This is a genomic window from Streptomyces sp. BK79, from assembly GCF_044142145.1.
GTDB lineage: Bacteria > Actinomycetota > Actinomycetes > Streptomycetales > Streptomycetaceae > Streptomyces.
This window is the reverse complement of the sequence record NZ_JBHVOC010000010.1, coordinates 93,988-113,233: the sequence shown is the minus strand read 5'-3', so window position 1 is coordinate 113,233 and position 19,246 is coordinate 93,988. Positions and strand designations below refer to the sequence as shown.

Genomic DNA, 19,246 nt, shown 5'->3' with positions numbered 1-19,246 from the left:
GGCGAAGGGCGGGTACGGCACCCGAAGTGCCGTACCCGCCCTTGCTGTTGCTGCTGCTCTGCTCTCGCCTCAGACGTCCTGCGGCGTCGTTCCGCCCAGCAGCGCCGACGCGTTCTCGACCGGCGAGACGGAGGGCGCCGGGGCGGGCTCGGCCCCGGGGGCGGCGTGGCAGGTGAAGCCGAGGCGGGTCATGGCGCGGGTGACCTCGCCGCTGGAGAAGTCGCGGCGGTCCTGCCGGGTGACGACCTCGCCCACCTGCTTGACCGGGTAGCGGCGGCGGCCGATGGTCACGGACTCACCCGTGATGGCCTCGGGCGTGACGCCCTTCATCGAGTCCAGCACCCCGCCCTTGGTGAGGTCGAACGGGAACCGGGCGATGACACAGCGCATGATGCCTCCACAAGGGGGAGTTGGGGCGGGGGGAGTTGCGGTTCGCGGGGATCCGGGCCGCCGAGTCGCCGACGGCCGGGAGTCTAGGCCGCCGAGCCACCGGCGGACTGGCGCCGCGGCCTGCGGCGGGCGGCTTCACCGGCGGGACGGCCCTGGGTGGCGCGCCCCTGGCCGGTACGGCCCTGCGGCGTCGAGCCCTGAGCCGTGCCCTGGCCGGTGCGGCCCTGCGCGCCACGGCCGCGGCGACCGCGGGAGGCGGAACCCCCGCCGGACGCGGACCGGCGGGGCCGCTCCACGACGGGTGCGGTGATGACGACCGGGACCCCGGACGGGGCCTGCGCGCCGGTGATGCGGGTGAGTTCGGCCTCGCCCGAGCGGACCGGGGTGACCAGCGGGGTGATGCCGGCGGTGGCCATCAGCCGGGTCATGTCGCGGCGCTGGTCCGGCGTGACCAGCGTGACGACGCTGCCGGACTCACCGGCACGGGCCGTACGGCCGCCCCGGTGCAGGTAGTCCTTGTGGTCGCTGGGCGGGTCGACGTTGACGACCAGGTCGAGGTTGTCGACGTGGATGCCGCGGGCCGCGACGTTGGTCGCCACCAGCGCCGTCACGTGCCCGTCCTTGAACTGGGCGAGCGTCCGGGTGCGCTGCGGCTGGGACTTGCCGCCGTGCAGGCCCGCGGCGCGCACACCGCTCTTCAGCAGCTGCTTCACCAGCCGGTCCACCCGGTGCTTGGTGTCCAGGAACATGATCACCCGGCCGTCGCGGGCGGCGATCTCGACGGTCGCGCGCTGCTTGTCCTCGTCGTGGACGTGCAGCACGTGGTGCTCCATCGTCGTGACGGCGCCGGCCGACGGGTCGACGGAGTGGACCACCGGGTCGGTCAGGTAGCGGCGGACCAGCCGGTCGACGTTGCGGTCCAGGGTGGCCGAGAACAGCATCCGCTGACCGTCGGGACGCACCTGGTCGAGCAGGGCGGTGACCTGCGGCATGAAGCCCATGTCGGTCATCTGGTCGGCCTCGTCGAGGACGGTGATGGCGACGTCGTCCAGGCGGCAGTCGCCCCGGTCGATGAGGTCCTTGAGCCGTCCGGGCGTCGCGACGACGACCTCCGCGCCGGAGCGCAGCGCGCCGGCCTGGCGGCCGATCGACATGCCGCCGACCACGGTGGCCGTCCGCAGGCCCACGGCGCGGGCGTACGGGGTGAGGGCGTCGGTGACCTGCTGGGCCAGTTCCCGGGTGGGGACGAGGACGAGGGCGAGCGGCTGCCGGGGCTCGGCGCGCCGGCCCGCCGTACGGGCCAGCAGGGCCAGGCCGAAGGCGAGGGTCTTGCCCGAGCCGGTGCGGCCGCGGCCGAGCACGTCGCGGCCCGCCAGGGAGTTCGGCAGGGTCGCCGCCTGGATCGGGAAGGGCATGGTCACGCCCTCGGCGCCGAGGGCGGCCAGCAGACGCGGCGGCATGTCGAGGTCGGCGAACGACTCGACGGCCGGCAGCGCCGGGGTGACCGTCTTCGGCAGGGCGAACTCGCCCTGCGGGGCGGCCGGGCGACGCCCGGAGGTCTGGGAGCGGCGGGGGCCGCCACCGCCGGAGCGACGACGGTCGTTCGTGCGTACGCGGTTCATGGGGAACCTTCCTTGATACGGCACGTATCAAGGGAGTCCCGCAGCGAGAGAGCGGCGCAGGGAATCGCAAGAACGAGCCGGCCCCGGTCGATTCCGGCGCGGTGCGCCGAGTGGACCGGGAGAATCGATGAAATCGGGGAGAGCGGGGAAATCGAATGCGCGGGGCGGATCACGGAGCCCCGCGGGGCGCGCTGCGCCCGGAAACGCGGCGAGCTGGGGCCCGCACCCCTAGGTGCGGGCCCCAGCTGCGAAGAATGCGTGAGCGTCAGGCGGGAACGATGTTCTCGGCCGTCGGGCCCTTCTGGCCCTGCGCGATGTCGAACGTCACCTTCTGACCCTCGAGCAGCTCGCGGAAGCCCTGGGCGTTGATGTTCGAGTAGTGGGCGAAGACGTCGGGGCCGCCGCCGTCCTGCTCGATGAAGCCGAAGCCCTTTTCCGCGTTGAACCACTTCACGGTGCCGGAAGCCATAGTTTTCTCCTTCGGTACGGTGCTCGGAGTTCACCCTGTGCGAACCCCGGTCGCCGTGATGATCACCCCGTCAGGAAAAAACCTTCAGGCAACCACAACTGCAACTTCCAACGACACTAGCACGCCGTGATCGACCCGGTGCCGGGCAATAATGCTGCCCGAGTGGCCCACCGCCGGCCCTCCGCGGAATATTCCCCGGACGCCCGTCGATTTCTTGTCCGGCGGCATCAGATTTTGGCCCTTGGGGACCGCAGCCCCGTGCCACTCTCCAGTGGAATCTCTCACGCCTCCTCCGTCCTGACCTCCCGTGATGCCGACGCGGACCGCCGCCGGAACCGTCAGGCGGCTCAAAAGCGGCATAAGTGTCGATAGGCGCTCAAGGTGACAAAGGACACGTCGGCCGTGCGGGTGTGGAAACCGGGGGCCGAGGCGGGGTGGGGAGGGGAACGGTTCGGTGCGCGGCCGCGTCGTCCCCTTCCGGGGCACGGCGGCCGTGTCCGGGGAGGGGCACGCATGCGCGCGGGCGGGTTCGCCGAGTGGACACGGCGGTTCGAGGAGGAACGGGAGCGCGTACGGGAGCAGGGCGACCCGGACTGGGGGCGGGGTGCGACGCTGCCCGCGGCGGTGTGGGCGGGCGTCCAGCGCTTCCAGGTCGGCGAGGACGGCGACGGCGCGAACCTCGTGGGCAAGGCCGACCGGGCCGGCGACCCCGACTACGCGCGGGCCGTACGCCTCTTCGTCGCCGAGGAGCAGAACCACGCCCGGCTCCTGGCCCGGCTGCTGGAGGCGGGCGGCATGCCGACGCTGAGCGGCCACTGGAGCGACACCGTCTTCGTACGGCTGCGGCGGCTGACGGGCCTGCGGCTGGAACTGCTGGTGCTGATGATCGCGGAGGTCGTGGCCCTGCGGTACTACCGGGTGCTGCGCGACGGCACCGACGACGCGCTCACCACGGAGGTGGCGGGACGCATCCTGGCCGACGAGCGGCGCCACGTCCCCTTCCACTGCGAGCGCCTGCGCGACTCCCTCGCCGAACTGCCCCGCGTCGCCCGCCGCCCCGTGATGGCCGCCTGGCGGCTCCTCCTCCTCGCGGCCGCCCTCGTCGTCGCCGCCGACCACGGCGCGGCCCTGCGCCGGCTCGGTACCGGCCGCCGCCGCTTCGTGGCCGGCGTCATGGCCTCGTCCGCCGAGGTGGTGGACGCGGTGCTGGCACCCCGCCCGGACGCCGGGTCCGGCGTGCGGTGAGCGGCGCCCCGGGCATGGTCAGTTTTCGAGAAGCGCCGGCCGGCCGGCCGCCCGTACGGTCGGGACATGAACGCCATCGACTCCGTCACCCTGGAGGTGGCCGACCCCCAGGCCGCCGCCCGCTTCTACTCCGACGCCTTCCGGCTGGACCCGGCGCGGGTGCGCGTACGCGCCGGTGAGGCCCCGACGACCGGCTTCCGCGGCTTCACCCTCTCCCTCGTGGTGTCCCAGCCCGGCAACGTCGACGCGCTCGTCACCGCCGCCCTCGACGCCGGTGCCACCTCCCTCAAGCCCGCCGCGAAGTCGCTGTGGGGCTACGGCGGCGTCGTCCAGGCCCCGGACGGCACGATCTGGCAGATCGCGACGTCGGCGAAGAAGGACACCGGCCCGGTGACCCGGGACGTCGACGAGATCGTCCTCCTCCTCGGCGTCGAGGACGTGCGGGCCAGCAAGCGTTTCTACGTCGAGCACGGCCTCACCGTGGCCAAGAGCTTCGGCGGCAAGTACGTCGAGTTCGCCACCGGGCCGGACACCGTCAAGCTCTCCCTGTACAAGCGGCGGGGCCTCGCCAAGGTCGCGGGCGTGCCCGCCGAGGGCACCGGGTCCCACCGGATCGCACTGTGCGGCGCGGACCGTCCGTTCAGCGACCCGGACGGCTTCGTCTGGGAGAGCACCGCCCCCTCGGCGGTCACCGGCTGACCCCCCTGGCCACGTCCGGCCGGGACACCCCGCGGGGGGGGGGGGGGGGGGGGGGGGGGCGCGCGGGGGGGGGGGGGGGGGGGGGGGGGGGGGGGGGGGGGGGGGGGGGGGGGGGGGGGGGGGGGGGGGGGGGGGGGGGGGGGGGGGGGGGCCGGGCCCGGGGGGTGTCCGTCCTCGGAACGGCGCGGAATCGGTCGGCCACAGAAGTGGGTGGCGTTGACGCGCCAACCGCTGCGGGCGGACACCCCCCGACCCGTCCCCTTCCCGCCGTACGCGGCTTTCCGCCCGCTCCCCCCTCCCTAGCTGCGGGCCGCCTCCCGCCTAGCTGCGGGCAGTCGTGCCGCTGGGGCGGCACGGGTGGGCGCAGCGGCACCCCGTAGCGCCGGGCCGCGACACCCACCCCCGGCCCACACCCACGCCGGGTGACCTGGGAGGGGCCGTCACCGGACCCGCGTCACTCCGCCCCCTCCTCGGCAGAGGTCGGCGGCGGAGGAGCCGTCGGGCGCAGTTTCAGCCAGGCCAGGAAGAAGAGCCCGAGGAGCAGCATCCCCAGCCCGGTCCACAGGTTGATGTTCACCCCCTCCGCCTTGTCGATGTCGGCGTCGGACGCCACGAAGCCCGCGATCGTCACGATGACGCCGTAGACCACGAACAGTCCGCCGATGATCCGCCGGATGTCGAACAGCCGCGCGGCGGTGACGGACTTGGTCTCCAGCTCGGAGACCTCGTCCTGGACGTTCTTCTCGGAGTAGGAATCGGACATGCTCTCTCAATCCTCCCGCGATCAGAACGAGAACGGGATGTAGCAGGCGGCGGCCAGCACGACCGCGCCCCAGCCCAGCAGCGCCGGCTTGCGGTACCACGCGTCGTCGCCCTCGGCGGGCGCCTCGGACATGCCGGGGGAGGTGGTGCCGTAGACCAGGCCCTGGAGCTCGGCGGCGGGCTTGGGCGCGGTGAACAGGGACACGGCGACCATGACGACCGCGCCGGCGACGAAGCCCGCGATGGCGGAGACGAAGTTGGCGCCCTGGTCGGAGGGGATGTCGATGATGCCCTGCTTGTAGATGACGAAGTAGTTCACCATCGCGGCCGTGGTGCCCGCGATCAGGCCCCAGAAGCCGGACTTCATGGACGCCCGCTTCCAGAACATGCCGATGATGAAGACCACGAACATCGGCACGTTGAAGAAGGAGAAGAGCGTCTGGAGGTAGCTCATGATGTTGGAGAAGGACGAGGCCAGGAACGCCGTGCCGATGGAGGCGAGGACGCCGATCACGGTGATCAGGCGGCCGAAGCGCACGTAGTAGTCGTCCTCGCGGTCCTTTACGACGTACTTCGCCCAGATGTCGGTGGTGAAGACCGTGTTGAAGGAGGAGACGTTCGCCGCCATGCCGGCCATGAAGGCCGCCAGCAGGCCGGTCACCGCGATGCCCAGGACGCCGTTGGGGAGCAGTTGCTGCATCAGGTACGGGATGGCGTCGTTGTACTGGAGGTCCGAGCCGGGGGTGCCGATCTTCGGGACCAGGACGGCGGCGACCAGACCCGGGATCATCACGACGAAGACGATGAAGATCTTCGGGAAGGCGGCGATGAGGGGGGTGCGCTGGGCCGCCGAGAGGTTCTTCGCGGACAGGGCGCGCTGCACCTCGGCGAAGTTCGTCGTCCAGTAGCCGAAGGACAGGACGAAGCCCAGGCCGAGGACGATGGTCAGCCAGTTGGCGCCCAGGGGGTTGTCGCTGCCGATGCCCGTGCCGCCCCACGAGGTCATGAAGTCGGCGCCGCGGGTCTGGGTGAGGGAGTCGGACAGGCCGTCCCAGCCGCCGACCTTCTTCAGGCCCAGGACCGTGATCGGGATGAGGCCGGCCAGGATCACGAAGAACTGGAGGACCTCGTTGTAGATCGCCGAGGAGAGGCCGCCGAGGGTGATGTAGGCGAGGACGAAGAAGCCCGCGACCACGATGGCCACCCACTGGGGCCAGCCCAGGAGGGCCTCGACGACGATCGCGAGGGCGTAGAGGTTCACGCCGGCGATCAGGATGGCCGCGACCGCGAACAGGATCGAACTCAGCAGGTGCGACGCCTTGTCGAAGCGCAGGAGGAGGAACTCCGGCACCGAGCGGACCTTGGAGCCGTAGTAGAACGGCATCATCACCAGGCCAAGGAAGACCATCGCCGGGATGGCGCCGATCCAGTACCAGTGGGTCGTGTAGACGCCGTACTGGGCGCTGTTGGCGGCCATGCCGAGGATCTCGGTGGCGCCCAGGTTGGCCGCGACGAAGGCCAGGCCGGTGACCCAGGCGGGCAGTGAGCGGCCGGACAGGAAGAAGTCCAGGCTGGTCTTGACGGAGCGGCGGGCGGCGAAGCCGATGCCGAGCACGACGACGAAGTAGATCCCGAGGATCGAGTAGTCGAGCCAGTTGGTGGGGAGTCGGAGCTCCGCGGCTAGATATGTGGGGGAATGCATACGAACTCGCTTCGTTGCGCGAACTGATCCGTGCGGAACCTACGCCTCCGCGTTCAGTAATTGAACACTTCGGGTGGTGTTCTTTGTTTGATTGTGATGAGCGGGCGTGGGTGGTGGGTTGTGATGTGTTATGTTTGATTGTGTTGGGTGACTTGGTGGGTGTAGAGGAGTGCGGCAGTGAAGAAGACCTCGACCCGGCTGGCCGACGGTCGCGAGCTCGTCTACTACGACCTGCGTGACGACGCCGTGCGCGACGCCGTGGACCGGCGTCCGCTGGAGCGGACCGTCACCACGTCCGAGGTCCGCCGCGACCCGCTGCTCGGCGACTCGGTCGCCGTCGCCTCCCACCGCCAGGGCCGCACCTACCACCCGCCGGCCGACGAGTGCCCCCTGTGCCCCTCGCAGGGCGAGCGGCTGAGCGAGATCCCGGACTCGTCGTACGACGTGGTGGTCTTCGAGAACCGCTTCCCCTCGCTGGCCGGCGACTCCGGCCGCTGCGAGGTCGTCTGCTTCACCTCCGACCACGACGCCTCCTTCGCCGCCCTGAGCGAGGAGCAGGCCCGGCTCGTCCTCGACGCCTGGACGGACCGCACCGCGGAGCTGTCGCATCTGTCCTCCGTCGACCAGGTGTTCTGCTTCGAGAACCGGGGCGCCGAGATCGGCGTGACGCTCGGTCACCCGCACGGGCAGATCTACGCCTACCCCTTCACCACCCCCCGCACCGCCCTGATGCTGCGCCAGGTGGCGGCCCACAAGGAGGCGACGGGCGGGGAGAACCTCTTCGACGCCGTCCTGGCGGAGGAACTGGCGGGCGAGCGGGTCGTCCTGGAGGGTGAACACTGGGCGGCCTTCGTGCCGTACGCCGCGCACTGGCCGTACGAGGTGCACCTGTACCCCAAGCGCCGCGTGCCCGACCTGCTCGGCCTCGACGAGGCGGCGCGCACAGAGTTTCCCCAGGTCTATCTGGAACTGTTGAGGCGCTTCGACCGGATCTTCGGGGAGGGTGAGCCCCCGACGCCGTACATCGCGGCCTGGCACCAGGCCCCGTTCGGGCAGCTGGAGGACTTCGAGGGCGTGACGCGGGACGACTTCGCGCTGCACCTGGAGCTTTTCACCATCCGCCGTACGTCCGGCAAGCTGAAGTTCCTCGCGGGCTCCGAGTCCGGCATGAACGTGTTCATCAACGACGTGCCCCCGGAGCGCGCGGCCGAGCGACTGCGAGAGGTAGCGAGTTCATGAGCGGGAAGTACCTGGTGACGGGCGGGGCCGGTTATGTCGGCAGCGTGGTCGCCCAGCATCTGCTGGAGGCCGGCCACGAGGTCGTCGTCCTCGACAACCTGTCGACGGGCTTCCGCGAGGGGGTGCCGGCGGACGCCTCGTTCATCGAGGGGGACATCCGCGACGCCGCCAAGTGGCTGGACGCCTCGTTCGACGCGGTGCTGCACTTCGCCGCGTTCTCGCAGGTCGGCGAGTCGGTCGTGAAGCCCGAGAAGTACTGGGACAACAACGTCGGCGGCACCATGGCCCTGCTGGAGGCCATGCGCACGGCCGGTGTGCGGCGGCTGGTCTTCTCCTCCACGGCCGCCACGTACGGCGAGCCCGAGGACGTCCCGATCGTCGAGTCCGCGCCGACGAGGCCGACCAATCCGTACGGCGCCTCCAAGCTCGCCGTGGACCACATGATCAGCGGTGAGGCGGCGGCCCACGGGCTGGGCGCGGTCTCGCTGCGCTACTTCAACGTCGCGGGCGCGTACGGGGAGTACGGCGAGCGGCACGACCCCGAGTCGCACCTGATCCCGCTGGTCCTCCAGGTCGCGCAGGGGCGGCGCGAGGCCATCTCCGTCTTCGGCGACGACTACCCGACGCCGGACGGCACCTGCGTGCGCGACTACATCCACGTCGCCGACCTGGCCGAGGCCCACCTGCTGGCCGTGGCGGCGGCCGTGCCCGGCGAGCACCTCATCTGCAACCTGGGCAACGGCAGCGGCTTCTCCGTCCGCGAGGTCGTAGAGACCGTCCGCCGGGTGACGGGCCGTCCGATCCCCGAGGTCGTGGCCCCGCGCCGGGGCGGCGACCCCGCGGTGCTGGTGGCGTCGGCGGACACGGCCCGCGAGAAACTGGGCTGGAACCCGTCCCGCGCGGACCTCGCCGGGATCGTGGCGGACGCGTGGGAGTTCGCGCGGCGGCGCGCGGACCAGGACTGACGGAAGGGCGAGGGGTCAGGGCATGGGCGAGGCTGTGGCTGAGGCGGTCGGCGAGCGGTTCCGGGAGCTGTACGGGGCGGAACCCGAGGGGGTGTGGGCGGCACCGGGCCGGGTCAACCTCATCGGCGAGCACACCGACTACAACGACGGCTTCGTCATGCCGTTCGCCCTGCCGCACACCGCGGTCGCGGCCGTGTCGCGCCGGGACGACGGCATCCTGCGCCTCCACTCGGCGGACATCGACGCCGGTGTCGTGGAACTGCGCGTCGCCGACCTGACCCCCGAGTCGGACAAGGACTGGACGGCGTACCCCTCGGGCGTCGTCTGGGCGCTGCGCGAGGCCGGCCACGAGCTGACCGGCGCCGACATCCACCTCGCCTCGACGGTCCCCTCGGGCGCGGGGCTGTCGTCCTCGGCGGCCCTGGAGGTCGTCGTGGCACTGGCGTTGAACGACCTGTACGCCCTCGGCCTGCGCGGCTGGCAGCTGGCCCGCCTGTGCCAGCGCGCCGAGAACGTCTACGTCGGCGCCCCCGTCGGCATCATGGACCAGACCGCGTCGGCCTGCTGCGAGGCGGGCCACGCCCTGTTCCTCGACACCCGCGACCTCTCCCAGCGCCAGATCCCCTTCGACCTCGCCGCCGAGGGCATGCGCCTGCTGGTCGTCGACACGCGGGTCAAGCACTCGCACAGCGAGGGCGAGTACGGCAAGCGGCGCGCGGGCTGCGAGAGGGGCGCCGCGCTGCTGGGCGTGGACGCGCTGCGGGACGTGCCGTACGCGGAACTCGACGCGGCCCTGGAGCGCCTGGCCGACGACGAGGAGGTGCTCCGCCTGGTCCGGCACGTCGTCACGGAGGACGAGCGCGTCGAACGGGTCGTGTCCCTCCTGGAGTCCGGCGACACCCGCGCCATCGGCCCCGTCCTGGTCGAGGGCCACGCCTCCCTGCGCGACGACTTCCGCATCTCCTGCCCGGAACTCGACCTGGTCGTCGACACGGCCCTCGCCTCCGGCGCCCTCGGCGCCCGCATGACCGGCGGCGGCTTCGGCGGCTCGGCCATCGTCCTGGTGGAGGCCTCCGACGTCGACGCCGTCACCAAGGCGGTGGAGGAGGCGTTCGCGACGGCCGGCTTCACGGCCCCGCGGGTGTTCGGGGCGGTACCGGCGGCGGGGGCGCGGCGGCTGGTCTGAGCCGCCTACGCCCAGCGTTTGACCAGCGTGTACTCCGTGACCCCCGGCGGATAGCCGGGGATCACGCACATCACGTCGTAGCCGTGCCGGGTGTAGAAGTCCGGGGCCTGGAAGTCCCAGGTCTCCACGCGGGACGCCGTGCAGCCGCGTTCCTCCCCGGCGGTTCGCTCCGCCTCCGTCAGCAGGGCGGAGCCGAGGCCCCGGCCCCGGTGCCGGGCGTCCACCCACAGGTACGTCACGTGCAGCCAGGTCGCCCAGGTGTGGCCGACCAGGCCGCCCGCCAGCCCGCCGGTCGCGTCCAGGATCCAGACGTGCAGCGGGAATTCGCGTTCGTGAGGGGTTCCGCGCAGCGAGCGCAGGACGGAGGAGGCCGTCGTGTTCGTCTCCCGGAGGCGGGTGCGCAGCAGATCGCGTCGCGCCTTGTCCACTTCTGTCACGAGACGAAACATGCGGCTCACCATAAACGTGCGGGGCTGTCAGTTCTGCAAATAACCTTCCGCTCCCGGCGCCCGCCCGTACTCTGATGAACAGCACCGGTGGGGGCCGGTGCCGTTCAGGGGGCGAGACAGCCGGGTACGGCGCCCGGGGCGGGGACGGCGGTGACGGCACGGCGGCGGCCGTGCGGATGCGGCGACCTGTCCCGGAGTGCCGAGCGCACAGGTGGATACGGGGCTTCGGGCGTCGTACCCGTGCCGGTGTCGTTCTTCCGAGGACGGTCAGACGATGGGTATCCCCTGCTCCTGGCGGAGCTCGGGGGAGGGGGTTTCGTGGTGCGTATCCGGGTCCTGGTCGTCGACGACCATCGCATCTTCGCCGAGTCGCTCGCCGCCGCCCTGGCCGCCGAGCCCGACGTCGACGTCTCCGCGGCGGGCAGCGGCCCCGCCGCACTGCGCTGCCTGGAGCGGGCCGCGTCCGAGGGGCGGCGCTACGACGTGCTGCTCGTCGACGCCGACCTGGGGGGCCACGTGCCCGGCGCCCGGCCGGCCGCGCCCGTGCGGGACGGCGACGAGGACGGGCTGGTGGACGGGATCTCCCTGGTCGCCGGGGTGCGGACGGGGCAGCCGGGGGTACGGATCGTCGTCCTCGCCGAGAAGGACGATCCCCGGCGCGCCGCCCTCGCGCTGGGCGCCGGTGCCTCCGGGTGGGTGGCCAAGGACTGCTCCCTGTCGCGGCTGCTCAGCGTCATCCGGGGGGTCCTGCGCGACGAGACGCACCTGCCGCCCGCCCTGCTCACCGGCGTCCTGCGCGAACTGACCGCCGCCCGCAAGCACCGCACCGAGAGCGAACGGCTGGTGGAGTCGCTGACGCCGCGCGAGCGGGAGGTGCTGCGCTGCATGGTGGCCGGCCTCGGACGCAAGGCCGTCGCCGAGCGGCTGTACCTGTCCCCGCACACGGTGCGCACCCACATGCAGAACGTGCTGGGCAAGCTGGGCGTCCACTCCACCCTCGCCGCCGTGGCACTGGCCAGGCGGGCGGGCGTGGGGCCGGTGGACCTATCCGGGGATGTTGTCGAACGGGGCGGTCAGCTGGCGTAGCAGGCCCGCCAGTTCACCGCGCTGGGCGCGGGACAGCTCGGCCAGGATGGCGCGCTCCTGGTCCAGGAGGCCGGCCAGGGACCGGTCCGCGCGGTCCCGGCCCTCGTCGGTGAGCCGGACCAGCACGCCGCGCCGGTCGCTGGGGTCGGGCAGGCGCTCCACCAGGCCCTTCTTGGCCAGGCGGTCGATGCGGTTGGTCATCGTGCCCGAGGTGACCAGGGTCTGGGTCAGGAGCTGGCCGGGCGAGAGCTGGTACGGGGTGCCCGCGCGGCGCAGGGCCGTCAGGACGTCGAACTCCCACGGCTCCAGTTCGTGCTCGGAGAAGGCCAGGCGGCGTGCGCGGTCCAGGTGCCGGGCGAGCCTGCTGACCCGGCTCAGCACCTCGAGCGGTTCCACGTCGAGGTCCGGGCGCTCCCGGCGCCACGCTGCGACCAGCCGATCGACCTCGTCCTCCATGACGATCAGTGTAGTGGTTGTGTCGACGTGAAGTCTCTTGATGTCGATTGTCTTGACGTCGAGATACCTGCGCGGGACGCTGGGTACCCGCCACGGAACGGTCACCCCTTGGAGGCTCCATGCCCGCCACCGCCCCCACCTGGGACCCCGCCCAGTACCTCCGCCACGCCGGACCCCGCGCCCGCCCCTTCACCGACCTCCTCGCCCGCGTCCCCGGCCTGCCCGGTGACCCGCCCCGCATCGCCGACCTCGGCTGCGGCCCCGGCAACGTCACCCGCCTGCTCGCCGACCGCTGGCCCACCGCGCACATCACCGGCTACGACAACGCGCCCGAGATGCTCGAACGGGCCCGCGAACACGCCGCCACCACGCCCGAGGGCGGCCGCCTCGACTTCGCCCCCGCCGACGCCCGCACCTGGACCCCGGCCGAGCCGCACGACCTCGTCGTCAGCAACGCCACCCTCCAATGGGTCCCCGGCCACGCCGAACGCCTCCCCGACTGGATCGCGGGCCTCGCCCCCGGCGGCGTCCTCGCCTTCCAGGTGCCCGGCAACTTCGACGCCCCCAGCCACCGCCTGATGCGCGAACTCGCCGACTCCCGGCGCTGGCGGCACCGCCTCGCCGGCGTCCTGCGCCACGACGACGCCGTCCTCACCCCCGAGGCCTACCTCGACCGCCTCACCGCCACCGGCTGCACCGCCGACGTGTGGGAGACCACGTACGTCCACCTGCTGCCGGGCGAGGACGCCGTACTGGACTGGGTGACCGGGACGGGGCTGCGGCCCCTGCTCACCGCGCTCGACGGCGACCCCGAGGCCCGCGACGCGTTCGTCGCCGAGTACCGCACCGTGCTGCGCGCCGCCTACCCCGCCGGGCCGCACGGCACCCCGTTCCCCTTCCGCCGCGTCTTCGCCGTCGCCCGGAAGGGATGACGGGCGGAAGGGATGACGGTCGGACGGCGCCCCGGGCGGGCGGCGCCCTCGGCTCAGACGACGCCGGCCGCCTCCAGCGCGTCGATCTCCCCGTCGGACAGACCCAGCTCCCCGAGGACGGCGCGGGTGTGCTCGCCCGGTGCCGGCACCGCCTCCATGCGGGGGTGCCGGCCGGTCGGTCCCGGCGGGGCGAGCGCCGGGACGGGACCGGCCGGCGTCGGCACCTCGTGCCAGCGTCCGCGCGCGGCCAGCTGCGGGTGGTCCCACACCTCGGCGAGCGTGTTCACCCGGGCGTTCGCGACCGGCACCGCGCTGAGCAGGCCGATCGCCTCGGTGCTGGTCAGCTCCGCGAAACGGGCCGCGATCAGGGCGCCCAGCGCCTCCCGGTGCCGGTGGCGGTCCGCGTTGGTGGCGTAGTGCGGATGCTCGGCCAGCTCCGGACGGTCCAGGAAACCCGCGCAGAAACCGCGCCACTCGCGCTCGTTCTGGACCGCCATCATCACGACCTTCCCGTCGCCCGCCGTGAAGGGGCCGTACGGGTGGATCGTCGCGTGCGCGGCACCCGCCCTCGGCGGCGGCTCGGCGCCCTCGAAGGCGTAATAGAGGGGGAAGCCCATCCACTCCACGGTGGCCTCCAGCATCGACACGTCCAGATGCGTGCCCCGCCCCGTCCGCCCGCGCTCCAGCAGCGCGGCGAGGACCGAGCTGTACGCGTACATCCCGGCGGCGATGTCCGACACCGAGATGCCCGCCTTGGCCAGGTCGTCCGGGGTGCCCGTGACGGACAGCAGCCCCGCCTCGGACTGCACCATCAGGTCGTACGCCTTGCGGCCCTCGTAGGGGCCCGGACCGCCGTAGCCGGAGATGTCGCACACGATCAGGCGCGGGTGCCGCTCCAGCAGCTCCCGGGCGCCGAGCCCGGCCCGGGCCGCCGCGCCCGGCGCCAGGTTCTGCAGGAAGACGTCGGCGTCCGCGACCAGCCGGCGCAGCACCTCCATGCCGCGCGGGTCCTTGAAGTCCAGAGTGAGGGACTCCTTGTTGCGGTTGGCCCACACGAAGTGCGAGCTGAGGCCCCGCACGCGCGTGTCGTAGGCGCGCGCGAAGTCCCCCGCGCCCGGGCGCTCCACCTTGATCACCCGGGCGCCGAGATCCGCGAGCTGGCGGCTGGCGTACGGGGCGGCGACCGCCTGCTCGAGCGAGACGACGGTGATTCCGCGAAGCGGCTGCATGTGTTCTGTTCCCCCGTGCGGCGGCCGGCGTCAGCTCTTGCGGTGCCCTATCAGGCGGGGCTTCGGCTCCAGGCCGTCCAGCCCGTGCCAGGCCAGGTTCACCAGGTGAGCCGCCACCTCCGCCTTCTTCGGGCGCCGCACGTCCAGCCACCACTGGCCGGTCAGCGCCACCATGCCGACCAGCGCCTGCGCGTACAGCGGGGCCAGCTTGGGGTCGAAGCCGCGGCTCTTGAACTCGCGGCCCAGGATGTCCTCCACCTGGGTGGCGATGTCCGAGATCAGGGACGCGAAGGAACCCGTGGACGTGGGGATGGGGGAGTCGCGGACCAGGATGCGGAAACCGTCCGTGTACTCCTCGATGTAGTCGAGGAGCGCGAAGGCCGCCTGCTCGCACAGCTCGCGGGGGTGGCCGGCGGTCAGGGAGCTGGTCACCATGTCCAGCAGCCGCCGCATCTCGCGGTCCACCACCACCGCGTACAGCCCTTCCTTGCCGCCGAAGTGCTCGTAGACCACCGGCTTGGACACCCCGGCTCTCGCCGCGATCTCCTCCACCGACGTGCCCTCGAAGCCCTTCGCCGCGAAGAGGGTGCGACCGATCTCCAGCAGCTGCTGGCGGCGCTCGGCACCGGTCATCCGGGTGCGGCGCGCACGCCGCGGCTTGTCATTGCTGGGGGTGCTGGAGTCGGTCGCCACGGCGACCATCATGCCGCCTCGGCGGTTTCCTTCCGGCGCCGGGAGGAACCTTCGTCCGTGTTGCGGCGGGAATCGATACGCGAGCGTGACGGCCACCGCACGTCGTACGCCCACCCGAGCTGCTCGAACCAGCGGATCAGCCGGGCCGAGGAGTCCAGCTGGCCGCGCATCACCCCGTGCCGCGCGGACGTCGGGTCGGCGTGGTGCAGGTTGTGCCAGGACTCACCGCAGGACAGGATCGCCAGCCACCACACGTTGCCCGAACGGTCCCGCGACTTGAACGGGCGCTTGCCGACCGCGTGGCAGATCGAGTTGATCGACCACGTCACGTGGTGCAGCAGGGCCACCCGCACGAGTGAACCCCAGAAGAACCCGGTGAAAGCTCCCCACCACGACATCGTGACCAGCCCCCCGATCAGCGCGGGAAGGGCGAGGGACACCACGGTCCACAGGATGAACTGGCGAGAGATCGCGCGCAGCGCCGGGTCCTTGACCAGGTCCGGGGCGTACTTGTCCTGCGGGGTCTGCTCCTCGTCGAACATCCAGGCGATGTGGGCCCACCACAGTCCCTTGATCAGCGCCGGGACCGACTCGCCGTACTTCCACGGCGAGTGCGGGTCGCCCTCGTCGTCGGAGTACTTGTGGTGCTTGCGGTGGTCGGCCACCCAGCGGACCAGCGGCCCCTCGACCGCCATCGAGCCCGCGATCGCCAGCGCGATCTTCAGCGGCCGCTTGGCCTTGAAGGAACCGTGGGTGAAGTGCCGGTGGAAGCCGATGGTGATGCCGTGGCAGCCGAGGAAGTAGAAGAAGACCAGCAGGCCCAGGTCCAGCCAGCTCACGCCCCACCCCCATGCCAGCGGCACCGCCGCCGCCAGCGCGAGGAACGGAACGGTGATGAACAGCAGCAGGGTGATCTGCTCGATGGACCGCTTCTGCTCACCACCCAGCGTGGCGGAGAGTTCGCCGGTGCCGTCGGGAGTCTTCGGAGCTTCTGGGATCACATCGGAACTCGTGGTCATGCGCGTCCCCTGGGGGGTCGAGGGTCGTGTCCGGTGCCGTGCTCGGAGACCGAGTGCTCGTTCTTACGGTTCCGTAACCTACGGCGACGTAAGTATGGCAGCGCGTCGCTCCGCGGCAAGAGCCCTGAAGACCTGCGCGTCCCGGCCGACACCTATCCTGGAGGTCGGTCGGACAGCGCGGTCCGCTCTGATTACTTCCCGGACGTCCGGCCCGGTAAGCGGCGCCCGCCGCGCGAGACGGCCGTCCGGGTCCCCCTCCCAGACGAGCTTCACCACTGCAAGGAGCCGCACCTGTGAGCAGTGCCGACGACCAGACCACCACGACGACCAGCAGCGAACTGCGCGCCGACATCCGCCGGCTGGGTGATCTCCTCGGGGAGACCCTCGTCCGGCAGGAGGGCCCCGAGCTGCTGGAACTCGTCGAGAAGGTACGCCGACTCACCCGAGAGGACGGCGAGGCCGCCGCCGAGCTGCTGCGCGGCACCGAGCTGGAGACCGCGGCCAAGCTGGTCCGCGCCTTCTCCACGTACTTCCACCTCGCGAACGTCACCGAGCAGGTGCACCGCGGCCGGGAACTGGGCGCCAAGCGCGCCGCCGAGGGCGGACTGCTCGCCCGTACGGCCGACCGCCTCAAGGACGCCGACCCCGAGCACCTGCGCGACACCGTCCGCAACCTCAACGTCCGGCCCGTCTTCACCGCGCACCCCACCGAGGCCGCCCGCCGCTCCGTCCTCAACAAGCTGCGCCGCATCGCCGCCCTCCTCGAGACCCCCGTCAACGAGTCCGACCGGCGCCGCCTCGACACCCGCCTCGCCGAGAACATCGACCTCGTGTGGCAGACCGACGAACTCCGCGTCGTCCGCCCCGAGCCCACCGACGAGGCCCGCAACGCCATCTACTACCTCGACGAACTCCACGCCGGCGCCGTCGGCGACGTCCTGGAGGACCTCACCGCCGAGCTGGAGCGCGCCGGCGTCGAACTGCCCGACGACACCCGCCCGCTCACCTTCGGCACCTGGATCGGCGGCGACCGCGACGGCAACCCCAACGTCACCCCCCAGGTCACCTGGGACGTCCTGATCCTCCAGCACGAACACGGCATCAACGACGCCCTGGAGATGATCGACGAGCTGCGCGGCTTCCTCTCCAACTCCATCCGCTACGCCGGAGCCACCGAGGAACTCCTCGCCTCCCTCCAGGCCGACCTGGAACGCCTGCCGGAGATCAGCCCCCGCTACAAGCGCCTCAACGCCGAGGAGCCCTACCGGCTCAAGGCCACCTGCATCCGGCAGAAGCTGGAGAACACCAAGGAGCGCCTCGCCAAGGGCACCCCCCACGTGGCCGGCCGCGACTACCTCGGCACCGCCCAGCTCCTGGACGACCTGCGGCTCGTCCAGACCTCCCTGCGCGAACACCGCGGCAGCCTCTTCGCCGACGGCCGCCTCGCCCGCACCATCCGCACCCTGGCCGCGTTCGGCCTCCAGCTCGCCACCATGGACGTCCGCGAACACGCCGACGCCCACCACCACGCCCTCGGCCAGCTCTTCGACCGGCTCGGCGAGGAGTCCTGGCGCTACGCCGACATGCCCCGCGAATACCGGGCAAAGCTCCTCGCCAAGGAACTGCGCTCCCGCCGCCCGCTGGCCCCCAGCCCCGCCCCCGTGGACGCGGCCGGCGAGAAGACCCTCGGCGTCTTCCAGACCGTCAAGCGCGCCCTGGAGGTCTTCGGCCCCGAGGTCATCGAGTCCTACATCATCTCCATGTGCCAGGGTGCCGACGACGTCTTCGCCGCCGCCGTCCTCGCCCGCGAAGCCGGCCTCATCGACCTGCACGCCGGCTGGGCCAAGATCGGCATCGTGCCGCTCCTGGAGACCACCGACGAGCTGAAGGCCGCCGACACGATCCTGGAGGACCTGCTCGCCGACCCCTCCTACCGGCGCCTGGTCGCCCTGCGCGGCGACGTCCAGGAGGTCATGCTCGGCTACTCCGACTCCTCCAAGTTCGGCGGCATCACCACCAGCCAGTGGGAGATCCACCGCGCCCAGCGCCGCCTGCGCGACGTCGCCCACCGCTACGGCGTACGCCTGCGCCTCTTCCACGGCCGCGGCGGCACCGTCGGCCGCGGCGGCGGCCCCACCCACGACGCGATCCTCGCCCAGCCCTGGGGCACCCTGGAAGGCGAGATCAAGGTCACCGAGCAGGGCGAGGTCATCTCCGACAAGTACCTCATCCCGTCCCTGGCCCGGGAGAACCTCGAACTGACCGTCGCGGCCACCCTCCAGGCCTCCGCGCTGCACACCGCGCCCCGCCAGTCCGACGAGGCCCTCGCCCGCTGGGACGCCGCCATGGACGTCGTCTCCGACGCCGCCCACACGGCCTACCGCAAGCTGGTCGAGGACCCCGACCTGCCCACGTACTTCCTGGCCTCCACGCCCGTCGACCAGCTCGCCGACCTGCACCTGGGCTCGCGGCCCTCCCGCCGCCCCGGCTCGGGCGTCTCCCTCGACGGACTGCGCGCCATCCCGTGGGTGTTCGGCTGGACCCAGTCGAGGCAGATCGTCCCCGGCTGGTATGGCGTCGGCTCCGGCCTCAAGGCGCTGCGCGAGGCCGGGCTGGACACCGTCCTCGACGAGATGCACCAGCAGTGGCACTTCTTCCGCAACTTCATCTCCAACGTCGAGATGACCCTCGCCAAGACCGACCTGCGCATCGCCCAGCACTACGTCGACACCCTCGTCCCGGACGAGCTGAAGCACGTCTTCGACGCCATCAAGGCCGAACACGAGCTGACCGTCGCCGAGGTCCTGCGCGTCACCGGCGAGAGCGAACTCCTGGACGCCGACCCCGTCCTCAAGCAGACCTTCGCCATCCGCGACGCCTACCTCGACCCCATCTCCTACCTCCAGGTCGCCCTCCTCGGCCGCCAGCGCGAAGCCGCCGCCGCGGGCGAGGAAGCCGACCCGCTGCTCGCCCGGGCCCTGCTGCTCACGGTCAACGGCGTCGCCGCGGGCCTGCGCAACACCGGCTGACGGACTCAGCCTGCGGGCATGCGTGCCGCCTGGGGCGGCACGGGTGGGCGCAGGCGGCACCCCGCAAGCGCCGG

At 72.0% G+C, this 19,246-nt stretch carries 18 protein-coding genes; 8 read left to right on the top strand and 10 right to left on the bottom strand.

The window, feature by feature from the left end:
* Positions 1–69: 69 nt before the first annotated feature.
* From ACFIF2_RS14625 to ACFIF2_RS14615, 3 genes are all read right to left on the bottom strand, one after another.
* Positions 70–390, bottom strand: a complete 321-nt coding sequence (locus ACFIF2_RS14625; protein WP_395573055.1) for an SCO5918 family protein — start codon at positions 388–390, stop codon at positions 70–72.
* An 83-nt stretch (positions 391–473) separates the two neighbouring features.
* Positions 474–2,012 carry a DEAD/DEAH box helicase gene (locus ACFIF2_RS14620; protein WP_395573054.1) on the bottom strand — a complete coding sequence of 513 codons (1,539 nt, stop codon included), beginning with the start codon at positions 2,010–2,012 and terminating at the stop codon, positions 474–476.
* A 265-nt stretch (positions 2,013–2,277) separates the two neighbouring features.
* Entirely contained in the window at positions 2,278–2,481 is a 204-nt protein-coding gene (locus tag ACFIF2_RS14615) for a cold-shock protein (RefSeq protein ID WP_055418803.1), read from the bottom strand.
* 513 nt (positions 2,482–2,994) lie between these two features.
* Here ACFIF2_RS14615 and ACFIF2_RS14610 point away from each other — a divergent pair.
* Both ACFIF2_RS14610 and ACFIF2_RS14605 read left to right on the top strand, forming a co-directional pair.
* Positions 2,995–3,726 carry a ferritin-like domain-containing protein gene (locus ACFIF2_RS14610; protein WP_395573053.1) on the top strand — a complete coding sequence of 244 codons (732 nt, stop codon included), beginning with the start codon at positions 2,995–2,997 and terminating at the stop codon, positions 3,724–3,726.
* 66 nt (positions 3,727–3,792) lie between these two features.
* Positions 3,793–4,425: a glyoxalase gene (locus tag ACFIF2_RS14605; RefSeq protein ID WP_395573052.1), complete on the top strand. Its 633-nt coding sequence runs from the start codon at positions 3,793–3,795 to the stop codon at positions 4,423–4,425.
* Positions 4,426–4,879: 454 nt separating this feature from the next.
* Here ACFIF2_RS14605 and ACFIF2_RS14600 read toward each other — a convergent pair whose 3' ends face one another.
* Together ACFIF2_RS14600 and ACFIF2_RS14595 are read right to left on the bottom strand one after the other, a co-directional pair.
* Entirely contained in the window at positions 4,880–5,188 is a 309-nt protein-coding gene (locus tag ACFIF2_RS14600) for a hypothetical protein (RefSeq protein WP_395573051.1), read from the bottom strand.
* Positions 5,189–5,209: 21 nt separating this feature from the next.
* Positions 5,210–6,889 carry a sodium:solute symporter family protein gene (locus tag ACFIF2_RS14595; protein ID WP_395573050.1) on the bottom strand — a complete coding sequence of 560 codons (1,680 nt, stop codon included), beginning with the start codon at positions 6,887–6,889 and terminating at the stop codon, positions 5,210–5,212.
* A gap of 177 nt (positions 6,890–7,066) precedes the next feature.
* Here ACFIF2_RS14595 and galT point away from each other — a divergent pair, with 177 nt between their 5' ends.
* Genes galT through galK form a run of 3 tightly spaced genes read left to right on the top strand, consistent with a single transcriptional unit; the run spans position 7,067 to position 10,279 of the window.
* The gene (galT, locus tag ACFIF2_RS14590) at positions 7,067–8,128 is read left to right on the top strand and encodes a galactose-1-phosphate uridylyltransferase (protein ID WP_395573049.1); all 1,062 of its coding nucleotides are present in this window, start codon (positions 7,067–7,069) and stop codon (positions 8,126–8,128) included.
* Positions 8,125–9,093, top strand: coding sequence for a UDP-glucose 4-epimerase GalE (gene galE, locus ACFIF2_RS14585; RefSeq protein WP_395573048.1), 969 nt, complete (start codon positions 8,125–8,127; stop codon positions 9,091–9,093). The genes galT and galE overlap by 4 nt, the downstream gene beginning before the upstream one ends.
* A gap of 22 nt (positions 9,094–9,115) precedes the next feature.
* Entirely contained in the window at positions 9,116–10,279 is a 1,164-nt protein-coding gene (gene galK / locus ACFIF2_RS14580) for a galactokinase (protein WP_395573047.1), read from the top strand.
* A 5-nt stretch (positions 10,280–10,284) separates the two neighbouring features.
* Here galK and ACFIF2_RS14575 read toward each other — a convergent pair whose 3' ends face one another.
* Complete coding sequence (locus ACFIF2_RS14575) at positions 10,285–10,740, bottom strand: GNAT family N-acetyltransferase (RefSeq protein ID WP_395573046.1); 456 nt, start codon at positions 10,738–10,740, stop codon at positions 10,285–10,287.
* Between the two features lie 306 nt (positions 10,741–11,046).
* Between ACFIF2_RS14575 and ACFIF2_RS14570 the strand changes: the two genes are divergently transcribed.
* Positions 11,047–11,814: a LuxR C-terminal-related transcriptional regulator gene (locus ACFIF2_RS14570; protein WP_395573045.1), complete on the top strand. Its 768-nt coding sequence runs from the start codon at positions 11,047–11,049 to the stop codon at positions 11,812–11,814.
* Here ACFIF2_RS14570 and tamR read toward each other — a convergent pair.
* Positions 11,773–12,270 (bottom strand): MarR family transcriptional regulator TamR, encoded by a 498-nt coding sequence (gene tamR / locus ACFIF2_RS14565; RefSeq protein WP_395573044.1) that lies wholly within the window; start codon positions 12,268–12,270, stop codon positions 11,773–11,775. The two genes, ACFIF2_RS14570 and tamR, sit on opposite strands and share 42 nt — an antisense overlap.
* A 119-nt stretch (positions 12,271–12,389) precedes the next feature.
* Here tamR and ACFIF2_RS14560 point away from each other — a divergent pair, with 119 nt between their 5' ends.
* A complete protein-coding gene (locus tag ACFIF2_RS14560; RefSeq protein WP_395573043.1) occupies positions 12,390–13,202 on the top strand; it encodes a trans-aconitate 2-methyltransferase in 813 nt (270 codons plus the stop codon).
* 53 nt (positions 13,203–13,255) lie between these two features.
* Here ACFIF2_RS14560 and ACFIF2_RS14555 read toward each other — a convergent pair whose 3' ends face one another.
* From ACFIF2_RS14555 to ACFIF2_RS14545, 3 genes are read right to left on the bottom strand one after another with little or no spacing between them, the layout of a single operon-like run.
* On the bottom strand, positions 13,256–14,431 hold the full coding sequence (locus tag ACFIF2_RS14555) for a CaiB/BaiF CoA transferase family protein (protein ID WP_395573042.1): 1,176 nt from the start codon (positions 14,429–14,431) through the stop codon (positions 13,256–13,258).
* Between the two features lie 30 nt (positions 14,432–14,461).
* Positions 14,462–15,136 (bottom strand): TetR family transcriptional regulator, encoded by a 675-nt coding sequence (locus tag ACFIF2_RS14550; protein WP_395573041.1) that lies wholly within the window; start codon positions 15,134–15,136, stop codon positions 14,462–14,464.
* Positions 15,133–16,143, bottom strand: coding sequence for an acyl-CoA desaturase (locus ACFIF2_RS14545; RefSeq protein WP_395573040.1), 1,011 nt, complete (start codon positions 16,141–16,143; stop codon positions 15,133–15,135). Before ACFIF2_RS14545 ends, ACFIF2_RS14550 begins: the two co-directional genes overlap by 4 nt.
* A 293-nt stretch (positions 16,144–16,436) precedes the next feature.
* Here ACFIF2_RS14545 and ppc point away from each other — a divergent pair, with 293 nt between their 5' ends.
* On the top strand, positions 16,437–19,172 hold the full coding sequence (ppc, locus tag ACFIF2_RS14540; protein ID WP_395573039.1) for a phosphoenolpyruvate carboxylase: 2,736 nt from the start codon (positions 16,437–16,439) through the stop codon (positions 19,170–19,172).
* Positions 19,173–19,246 lie beyond the last annotated feature (74 nt).